The 10297-nt window shown below is 41.7% G+C and carries 8 protein-coding genes and 2 tRNA genes; 3 read left to right on the top strand and 7 right to left on the bottom strand.

From position 1 onward, the window contains the following. Window positions 1-194: 194 nt before the first annotated feature. From GHD25_RS19540 to GHD25_RS19530, 3 genes are read right to left on the bottom strand one after another with little or no spacing between them, the layout of a single operon-like run. The gene (locus GHD25_RS19540) at window positions 195-1211 is read right to left on the bottom strand and encodes an NAD(P)/FAD-dependent oxidoreductase (protein ID WP_164220016.1); all 1017 of its coding nucleotides are present in this window, start codon (window positions 1209-1211) and stop codon (window positions 195-197) included. An 18-nt stretch (window positions 1212-1229) separates the two neighbouring features. Then, window positions 1230-2252, bottom strand: a complete 1023-nt coding sequence (locus tag GHD25_RS19535; protein ID WP_164220014.1) for a FecCD family ABC transporter permease — start codon at window positions 2250-2252, stop codon at window positions 1230-1232. Then, window positions 2249-3253, bottom strand: coding sequence for a FecCD family ABC transporter permease (locus GHD25_RS19530; protein ID WP_164220012.1), 1005 nt, complete (start codon window positions 3251-3253; stop codon window positions 2249-2251). The genes GHD25_RS19535 and GHD25_RS19530 overlap by 4 nt, the downstream gene beginning before the upstream one ends. A gap of 149 nt (window positions 3254-3402) precedes the next feature. Between GHD25_RS19530 and GHD25_RS19525 the strand changes: the two genes are divergently transcribed. Together GHD25_RS19525 and GHD25_RS19520 are read left to right on the top strand one after the other, a co-directional pair. Further along, window positions 3403-4356 carry an ABC transporter substrate-binding protein gene (locus GHD25_RS19525; protein WP_164220010.1) on the top strand — a complete coding sequence of 318 codons (954 nt, stop codon included), beginning with the start codon at window positions 3403-3405 and terminating at the stop codon, window positions 4354-4356. A gap of 404 nt (window positions 4357-4760) precedes the next feature. After that, on the top strand, window positions 4761-5591 hold the full coding sequence (locus GHD25_RS19520) for an ABC transporter ATP-binding protein (RefSeq protein WP_164220008.1): 831 nt from the start codon (window positions 4761-4763) through the stop codon (window positions 5589-5591). Window positions 5592-6119: 528 nt separating this feature from the next. On the opposite strand, the gene thpD is transcribed toward GHD25_RS19520, so the two are convergent. Together thpD and GHD25_RS19510 are read right to left on the bottom strand one after the other, a co-directional pair. Beyond that, window positions 6120-7022, bottom strand: a complete 903-nt coding sequence (gene thpD / locus GHD25_RS19515; protein ID WP_164220006.1) for an ectoine hydroxylase — start codon at window positions 7020-7022, stop codon at window positions 6120-6122. Window positions 7023-7498: 476 nt separating this feature from the next. Next, window positions 7499-8542 (bottom strand): saccharopine dehydrogenase family protein, encoded by a 1044-nt coding sequence (locus tag GHD25_RS19510; RefSeq protein ID WP_164220004.1) that lies wholly within the window; start codon window positions 8540-8542, stop codon window positions 7499-7501. A 489-nt stretch (window positions 8543-9031) separates the two neighbouring features. On the opposite strand from GHD25_RS19510, the gene GHD25_RS19505 reads away from it, so the two are divergent. Next, on the top strand, window positions 9032-9394 hold the full coding sequence (locus GHD25_RS19505) for a winged helix-turn-helix transcriptional regulator (protein ID WP_164220002.1): 363 nt from the start codon (window positions 9032-9034) through the stop codon (window positions 9392-9394). Window positions 9395-9940: 546 nt separating this feature from the next. On the opposite strand, the gene GHD25_RS19500 is transcribed toward GHD25_RS19505, so the two are convergent. Next, window positions 9941-10013, bottom strand: a tRNA-Thr gene (locus GHD25_RS19500). Window positions 10014-10030: 17 nt separating this feature from the next. Next, window positions 10031-10105, bottom strand: a tRNA-Asn gene (locus GHD25_RS19495). Window positions 10106-10297: the final 192 nt, after the last annotated feature.

Here is a 10297-nt window from a genome sequence, read left to right as displayed (position 1 = left end):
TACACCAATGTTTATAGAGCAAATTAAAACGGGGTCAGAGTGATTACTTTCACCTGACCCCGAAGGAATACGTTAAAATATTTAGTTTTCCATATTAATATAGCATTGATTTCTTGAAGACACAAGGGGGACGAAGGGACAGGTACCGCGTCCCGGTGGGGTGGGACGCGGTACCTGTCCCTTCGTCCCCCACATCACTCTTTATCCGTTAACGGTCGGTATTCAGTTGAGAATAGAGGCACAACCGGATCTTTGGGATCCACCAATTTTTTAGCGTGATTAATGGCAATCGGGCCTTCATTAAAAGCTCCTGCAATTAGTCCCAATTTATTTGGATAGTGCGCAATGTCCCCAATTGCAAATACACCTTTCATCGATGTTTCCATACTGGAATCCACCACAAACATCCCATCGGCCATTTCCAGCCCCCAATTCGTTATCGGCTCCAGGTTAATTTGAAAACCATGATTCACAACAACTCGATCAACAGCAATATCCTGACGATCATGTTTATTATCCTTATGTTGAATTGTTACCTTTCTCAGTTGTCCCTCGGTACCATGAATCTGCAAAATTTCATAAGGCGTCATCATGCGTACACGGGATTTCCTGAGCTTTGTTACATTGCTCTCCAATCCTTTAAATTCATTTCTCCGGTGGACTAAGGTAACACTTGCTGCAATGTTTTCCAGCTCCAATGCCCAATCAATGGCACTATCCCCGCCGCCGGAAATCAATACATGCCTGCCATGATAATCAGCCAGTTTTCGCACTGTGTAATGCAGACTTTTTTCTTCAAAATCAGCAGCTTCGGGATGTTCTAATTTTACTGAATGCAAGGTTCCAAACCCGGTGGCAAGAATAACTGTTTTTGAAAAATGAACATTGCCATTGCTGCTGATCAGCTTAAATGTGTCATCCTCGAGCCGCTCCAAGTCCACCACCTGTTCCCCTAACACAATGGCTGGATCAAAAGTCATCGCCTGCTGCACGAGCTGATCCGTTACTTCATCACCGGTGGCTTCCGCAATTGCACCAATATCCCGAATTACTTTTTCCGGATAAAAATAAGGGATTTTCCCGCCAAGATAAGGCAAGTATTCTATGATTTTGGTTTTCATTTCCCGCATGCCGCTGTAAAAGGCTGCAAACAGACCCGCAGGTCCTCCGCCTATAATTGTTACATCGAAAACCTCTTCACTGGTCTTCATGGTATCCCTCCATAGCTGCTACTTCGTTTTCATGAGTAAGTAAATAAAATATGGCGTGCTGACGATCGACACAACAATTCCAACCGGTATGGATGCAGCCGCAAGCAGATTGCTCGCGACCATATCTGCGACGATCAAAATAAATGCTCCCAACAGAGCCGAAATTGGAATCACATATTGGTGGAGGGGGCCAACCAGCTTTCTTACGATATGCGGCACCACCAGTCCCAAAAATGCTATAGCACCGCCGGCTGCAACAGCAGCTCCAGCCAGCGCGACCGCAATCAGTAATAATAACCCCCGTTCCAGTTCCACCCTCGTTCCAAGACCTGAGGCCACATCATCACCGAGATGAAAGACATTTAAGGACTTCCCTTTCTTTATCGCGATGGGAATCAGGATAAGCATCCAGGGCAGCAGTGATATGACAAAGCTCCAATTCGCATTCCAGATATCCCCTGTTAACCAAATGGTAACCTGCCGATAATCCTGTGGATCCATTCTCAGCTGTACAATGGTCAGGAGGGCACTAAATGCAGCATTGACACCGATGCCCACAAGGACTAGCCGGATTGGCGAAACGCCTTTTTTCCAGGCAATTGCATAAATGAGCATAGCAGCTGTAAATGCACCAATTAAAGCTGCAAACGGCAGCACAAAAGCGGATACCGGACTGTCTGCCGGAATGGCACCCTGAAAGAAAAACAAAAATAAAACAATTGCAAAACCGGCTCCTGTGTTAATTCCCAATATCCCCGGATCTGCCAGGTCATTTTGGGTGATGCCCTGCAAGATTGCTCCCGAGACCGCTAGTCCTGCGCCAATTAGTAACGCCAATATAATACCCGGCATGCGGAATTCAAAAAGGATGAGTTCCTGCTGCTGCGTGCCATTTTGCAATAACGTCTGTATTACTTCCATCGGAGAAATAGAAATAACGCCTAAGTTGAGGCTGAGAAAAGAAAATCCAATGATCGCCAGGATTAATATGCCAATAATCGTCCAAAACTTTTTCTGCTTTTGTTTTTCTATGCTGGTCATTTGCTGTCACCTCCACTGCCTCTGGCCAGATAGAGGAAAAAAGGGACTCCGATAATCGAAGTGATCGCCCCGACCGGTGTTTCAAACGGTGCATTGATCATACGGGCGGCAAGATCGGCATTAACAAGCAGCAGTGCACCAAATACAGCTGAAGCCGGAACAATCCAACGGTAGTCGGTACCAACAATGAATCGGCTGATATGCGGAATAATCAGCCCGATAAATCCAACCGCACCTGCGACAGACACCGCAGCACCCGTTAAAATTAAAACGACAATAATTCCCATTATTTTAATCAAAGTATTATTTTGTCCCAATCCGGTGGATACATCGTCTCCCAAGCTAAGCACTGTGATAGACTTTGAGATGGAAAAGGCAAGGAGTATTCCGATCAGCCCTGCAACAGCAAGCATTTGTACCGACCCCCATCCGGCTCCATCCAAGCCGCCAGCCAGCCAAAAACCAATATCCTTTTCCAGCTGAAAATGCAGAGAAATAACAGAAGAAAGGGAACGTAAAAGCGTTCCTATCGCTACACCTGCCAGGGCCAGCTTGACCGGAGTTAAACCTCCGCCGGAAAAAGAACCCACTAAAAAAACAAGCGTAACAGCAAGCCCCGCTCCAAAAAAGGCTGCAAATGTAGACCCATTATTGGAAACAGCAGGAAAGAAAGCAAGCATGATTACCAGCATAAAAGCGGCCCCGTCTGTTACACCCATAATGGACGGTGAAGCAAGCGGGTTACGGGTCATCCCTTGCATGACTGCCCCGGACACTGCTAAAAAAGCTCCCGCCAATACAGCAGCCAATGCCCGCGGAATTCTCAGCTCGCGTATAACTTGATGTGATTGCTGATCCGGATCAAATTGAAAAATGGATTGCCATACAGTATGTAACTCAATATTTGTGGCACCATATGAAATAGATACCCCAATTGAAAATAGAACAAGAATAATACCAATAATATTTATAGCAACCTTTGATAATTGAGAAGTTTTCATGGTTAAGCTCCTATGTTTCTATAAGCATTCAAAAATAGTTCGGTCAAATATCCAGTGCGAATAAAAGTGTTGAAATATTCATTGACTTTATAATTGAAAGTGATTATCATTATCATTAGGTGTTGATTATATCATAAAGGAGAACGAACATGAATAGAATCAGACAAAATAAATACTTGTTCATCCTGCTACTTATAACCTTATTACTTCTCGCTTCATGTGGCAATAATAATGACGAAAATGATACGCCGGATACCGAGACGTCAGACAATGAAGAAATCACAGTTGATTCTGAAATGGGTGAAGTGACACTTCCGGCAGGTGCAGAACGCGTAATGGCTCCGTTTCATGAAGATTCCCTGCTGGCTCTGGGCATTACACCGGCAGCAAAATGGGCAATAGGAGAATCCGTGCAGGATTATTTGGAGTATGAATTAGAAGATATTGAAAGCATTGAATGGTCCATGCCTTTGGAACAAGTGCTAAGTCATGAGCCGGAACTGATTATATTGGAAAATGGATTAGACAGCTACGAAGGTACTTATGATGAATATACAGCAATCTCGCCGACCTATGTGATGACAGAGGAAGAAACACGGAACTGGAAAACACAATTGACAAAGTTCGGAGAGATTTTAGGAAAAGAAGCTGAAGCAGAACAAGCGCTTGCTGATTATGAAGCAAAAGTACAAGAAACAAGTGAAGCCCTTCAGAACATACTTGGGGATGAAACACTCGCCATGATGTGGGTGACAGGCGGAAATTATTTCCTGTTTGAAGAAGAACGCCACAGTGCAGCCATGATTTATGACGAACTTGGCGTCAACGTGCCGCCACTTGTGGAAGAATTAGGGGAAACAGAAGCCTCCTGGGATCCCATTTCTTTGGAAAAACTGTCTGAGCTTGATGCAGACCATGTAATTATACTCGGAAATGAGAATGATGAAGGAATAGAAACACTGGAAAATAGTAATGTATGGAATAATACCACCGCTGTGCAAGATGACCAGGTGTATTATATTGAGGATGAAAGCAATTGGACCAATAGCGGCCTGATTGCTGCGGAACAGACAATGGATATGCTAATTGAAACACTGCAATAATTTTCTTCGGGAATTCATTCTAAAAGCCTTGCATATTTTCGTAATGCAAGGCTTTTTTATCTGCTAAGATATTTTTAGCACAGAAGCAGATGGAGAAAAATAAAATTTTTAAACCCTAATTTTCAGTAAACTAACTGATTTGTGCTCGTGCTGTAAAACCATCCCCGTGAAACAGCACAGGTTCTTGATGGGGTAAAGAAACCGCTGTAGAACTTTGCATGAACCTTATAAAGAAAACGATGCACATAGTAATTAGAGGGATACTTCAGGAAAATACAGCGAATGCGTGCTTTTCTGATGTCTTGTTGCTAACTGAAAATAATTATCATTGACTAATCGCTTGGAAACCAATAAAATTAAGGTAGTACCTAATAGTTCGCTTTTATGAACAGGGGGCGTTTATATTGGAATCTTTATCGGCGGAAAATCTAACACTTGGATTCGGCAACCGCATTATTATAGATGAATTGGATATTACCATACCTAAAGGGGAAATCACCGTACTAATCGGGCCAAACGGCTGTGGGAAGTCCACGCTGCTGCGTTCATTGGCACGTTTATTAAAGCCAAAGGAAGGCTCAGTTATTTTAAATGGGCAAAATATCGCAAAGATGCGCACAAAGGAAGTCGCGCAAAACATGGCGATTCTCCCCCAGTCACCTGCAAGTCCGGAGGGGCTGACAGTATATGAATTGGTAAAACAAGGCAGGCATCCGTACCGGAAGATCATGAATCAATGGTCCAAGGAAGATGAGGAAGCTGTGCAAAAAGCTTTGCATGATACAAATATGACTGAACTAATGCATCAATCCGTTGATTCTTTATCCGGAGGACAGAGACAGCGTGCGTGGATTGCATTAACACTGGCACAGAATACGGATATTATTCTATTGGATGAACCGACGACATATTTGGATTTAATGCATCAGATCGACGTGCTTGACCTCCTGTTTGAACTAAACGAAAAAGATGGCCGTACGATTATTATGGTGCTCCATGATTTAAATTTGGCCAGCCGTTATGCTGACCATATAATAGCCATCAAAGACAAGAAAGTATATGCACAAGGCAAGCCCGAGGATACCATTTCAAGTGACATGGTTGCTGAAGTATTTCGCATGCGCTGCAACATAGCTTGTGACCCGATTTTCGGAACACCGATGTGTATTCCGCATGGGAGAGGGAACTGTCTTTTTAAGGAAGTAAAGAGTAACCCAGTGTCTAAAGCGCTGTAGCAAAATGAAATGCATATATTAACTAAACCCTTAAGTGAGAAAAGCTCACTTAAGGGTTTTTTACATGAATAATCTCTTGCTGGAGTATAACGTAACTTAATCAACCTTTTCCCTCACCAACCCTTCTTCTTGTGTTACGTTAATAATGAAATTAAATAATGTATTCGTTTCACTGGGCGGACCCTTGATAAGGGCTGAGAAAAAGCAGTTTACTTTGAAACCTTCATAATCTGATTAGGCTTGTACCCTGCTTAGAGATCTAGTAAGGGAGATTTGTATTTTTTGAATATGTCCTATATTAGATAGAGGAGAGGAGAAAGTAAAAAATAACAACCCCCTCTACTCTATTTCTCAATTATTCTCTTTATTCGATTTACTTTAACATTATCGCTTTTAAAAGCACCAATTCTAAGGTATTCTATCGCCTTTACTGTACCCTCACCATAAAATAAAAACTGTCCCATTTTCGGGACAGTCGAATGTATGTATGCCAGTATAAGAATTCTTGGGGTAATCTCTTTTATTCTTTTATTTAGCACCGCTGTATGATGGAGTTCCCTCCCTCACAGCGATATATTCAGGACGGGGCTTACCGCCTGAAAATGGTTCAACGAGCTGATTTTCCACGCTATTATATACCATAAACAAATTATTACGTGGATATGGTGTCATATTACTTGTAGAACCGTGCATTGTATTGGACTCAAATAAGGTGATCGAACCTGCTTTACCGGTCGGTACCGAAATGCCCCCGGCTTGTTCGGCAAGCCAACGCAGGCTGTCATTATCCGGGACACCAAGCTTTTGCTTTTGCAATGACTTTTTATAGTTATCATCCGGGGTTTCCCCTATGCAACTAATATAATAATTTTGCGATCCGGGTATAAGCATCAGTGGTCCGTTGTATGTGTAATTATCAGATAGTGCAATGGAAAGACTTACCGCTCTCATCCGGGGCATTCCATCTTCTACATGCCATGTTTCAAAATCGGAATGCCAGTCAAATTCTTTTCCCTTAAAGCCGGGTTTGTAGTTAATTCGGGATTGATGGATATATACATCACTTCCCAGCAGATGATTTACTATGTCTAAAATACGTTGGTCATTTGCTACATCTTTGAAATAATTGTCATCTTTATGCACATGGAATATGGAACGAATATCCTCACTTTCCGGCTCACGGATCACTTTATCGGAATTCACATCCTTGTTTGCATCCTGCAATTCAAAAATAGCTTTCTGCAGGTCTGCAACTTCTTCTTCCGGGAAAAAGTTTTCAATTTGCAAAAAACCATTCTTTTCATAGAAATCTAACTGTTCCTTAGAAATAGGCGCCTGATCATCCTTAGATCTTTCCGTATGGATTACAGGATCCTTTCTCTCCAAAATTTTTGGTGTATCCCCTTTTCTTGAAGGATAAAGGTCTTTCATAATTTTGAAACACTCCCTCTTCGAAAATTTTTCATAGTGATTTGCCTGTATATAATAATCTTCTTATACTGGCATACCAATTGAAGATACCCCATATAAAGATAGGTACCCTTTCATTTAATAATTAAACACCTAAAATAGAAAAGTTTTAAAATTATAGGAAATTTTATTGTCTCAACACCAGAAAATGTGGAATATTATTGGTTAGAACATAAAAAAACGCTTTATCCCGTATAGGACAAGCGTTGACCCGAGAGCTTTCAGCCGGGTTTGAACCGACGACCTCTTTCCTTACCATATCTGTATTAGTATAACTTTCTATTACAATCATATATTAAAAGCCTTGTTCTGCCAGTCTTTCAGTAGATGGAAACTTATGGTGACAGAAGACTTTAGGCTAGAGTATTTAAAAAGTGTCATCAAATGTTTCGAATAAAGACCTTCAAACGTTACAACATTATTTCCGTTTACAAAATTCAAGACTTGATTTTTAAGGTCAGATATCTGGGGACGAGGGTTTGCAGGAAGCCCATCGCATCAAATATTGAACCGGGAGCAAGAACACCGCGCTCTTCAACCATTCCGTCGAGAATCCGTTGCACCGCTTCGACAACAATAGGTGCAGTAATTGCATATATATCCTGCCCCTGCGCAATTATACGGTTTGTTTCTGATCCCTTTCGAGCTACCACCTCTATAGCGAAAATCTGGTTAGAGCGCCCAATCTCATCGATTGGTTTAGGTGGCGGTGTAGACTTATCCTTCAGATCCCGAAGTGGTGCTAGATTGAGATAGGAATGTAGTGTGGAAACCCGTATATGTTGTTGGATCACAACAGTTTCGGTAAACGGCAATTCAACAACATCCTGGCAGCCGAAGGGCTCAGGAAAACTCCATGATGAAGTCGGCGCTGGGGCGGGTAATGGTTCCAGTTTTCCATCAGCAATGAAGAGCCGCCGGGCTGTATTCCGTTTTCCGGTTAACCGTGTCCCTTGCGTTGGTTCCCAATTACTTAAGGCAATTGCTGTGCAAATCTCGTCTACTTCGTCCCAGCCCCCTACAGAGACAGTGGCAAGAAGATCGCCCAAACCGCCGTAAAATCCCATAGCAGGAACGGCAATAATGCCTGCGGCGCTGGCAGGAATCGCATATTGTTCGAAGTTTGCCAATGCACTCGCTTGCTCTGCCGTGACATCCAGATAATGAATACGTGCACGCAAAGCCGCCTCTATAACCGGCTCTGCAGTATCTAAAAATGGACCTGCACAGTTGATAACGGCTGACGTACCGGCAAATGCCCGATCTAGCGACTCGGGATTTTCGATCGTGGCGACACGCGTCTCCACGCCGCGATCTTGAAAGTCCAGCGCAGATAATCGCATCGCATCTCTCGCGATCGCGATAGGCGTTAAGCCACGACGCAGTAATTCCGTGATGACGAATTGGCCGGTATGGCCAGAGGCGCCAAAAACCGCAACTATTTGTCCGCTTTTCCGAGCCGTAGAATTGTAAGAAATCATTACTTTTCCTCCCCTTAATACAGTCCTGTCAGTCTAATTCTTTAAACCTTAAGAAAAACCCCGGAAAGTACCACTTTAAGATCACCAAAGTGAAATTTTGTTTTAAGCAAACCACCTAACTTTCTGTACAGATATCATTCATAATAAAGAAACTTTTAGAAACAAAAGAATCACATGTTAATGCAGATACAAGAAACCACTGGTTTTTTCCACTCGACTCGGAAGGTACGAGAAGACATTTTAACCCTTTTCAGCGGCAAGATTGCAGAACGTACATCCATCGTGAACGGTTCACCCTTTAGACTTAAAAAAACTTCTTTTCACTGTTTATTTATTCAAGAAAATTATTGGCTGCATGTTTAGTTTTCATACTTTTCATTCCTTTCATTTTTTTAATATGACTTCATTATATCTTGTATGATAAAATATAAGAAGTACGCACATTAATTGCACATAGTATCAAAGAATATACTATTAGGAGCAGATGGCATGAGAAATCGAAAAATTGGATTAGATGATTCTAACTTTGAAGGATGTCCAGTGGAAATAACATTGGATGTTATTGGAGGTAAATGGAAAGGTATTCTCCTTTTTCATCTTATTGGCGGCAAAAAGAGATTTAATGAATTTCAAAAACTAGATCCTAAAATTACTCAACGTATGCTTACTTTGCAATTAAGAGAACTGGAACGGGATGGTCTGATTCACCGCGAGGTTTATAAAGAGGTCCCTCCAAAAGTAGAATACTCTTTAACTGAGTTTGGCCGAACTTTGGAACCTATTATTTTGCTTATGCAGGAATGGGGTAAAGAGCATAAAGACAGAATAATGAAATACAAGCAACACTCATAATAAAAAGTCAAACCTGCAACTAATAATATCCAATGTTGATAAGAACCATCGCTCACAGACCTCTGGCATTCTATGGTGTGTCGTCAATGCAATCTGGCTTTTCGTAAATAAGCAATTGGGTTACGAAGGGTTATACGCTTTCCGTCCTATAATGACTTGAAAGAGAATGACAGGGAACAATTAAAGAAGATACGCTTTCACGATCTGCGGCATACTGCTGCAACTGATTTAATAAATAAAAATACAAATATACATTCATATTCATACGGTTAGGACACGTCAATATTACCACCACAACAAATATATATGGCCATTACCCGGTAGAAGCAGACCAAAAAAATAGCCAATTTGTTGGATGAAGATTATATGTAGATTCGACCAGGTTATCGTACTTCAAACATCATTTTATATGGTTTTCTTTGCTTTTTATAAGAATATACATTCCAATTAATCCACGTATTCGATTTAAAAGTGTATGTTAGAAGAATGTTAGAAGAAATGAAAAAAGGCTGATGCCTTAAGCGGGCAAAAGCCTTTCACACTAAGAGCTTCCAGCCGGATTTGAACCGACGACCCCTTCCTTACCATGGAAGTGCTCTACCTGCTGAGCTATGGAAGCATATTTAAACACAAAAATGGCTCCACAGGTAGGATTCGAACCTACGACCGATCGGTTAACAGCCGATTGCTCTACCACTGAGCTACTGTGGAATAAAGGTAAATACAATTTATATTACTTTATATAGTATTTCCGATATTCCTTAGGTTATTCCAAATCCCAAATATAAAAGCAAATAAATAATATGCCAAAAACCGATAAATATAATTAAAAACAGCCTGGCGGCGTCCTACTCTTGCAGGGGCAAAGCCCCAACTACCATCGGCGCTGGAGAGCTTAACTTC

Source organism: Virgibacillus aidingensis (assembly GCF_010994035.1).
Lineage (GTDB): Bacteria > Bacillota > Bacilli > Bacillales > Amphibacillaceae > Virgibacillus_N.
This window is presented reverse-complemented; position numbering and strand designations above follow the sequence as displayed.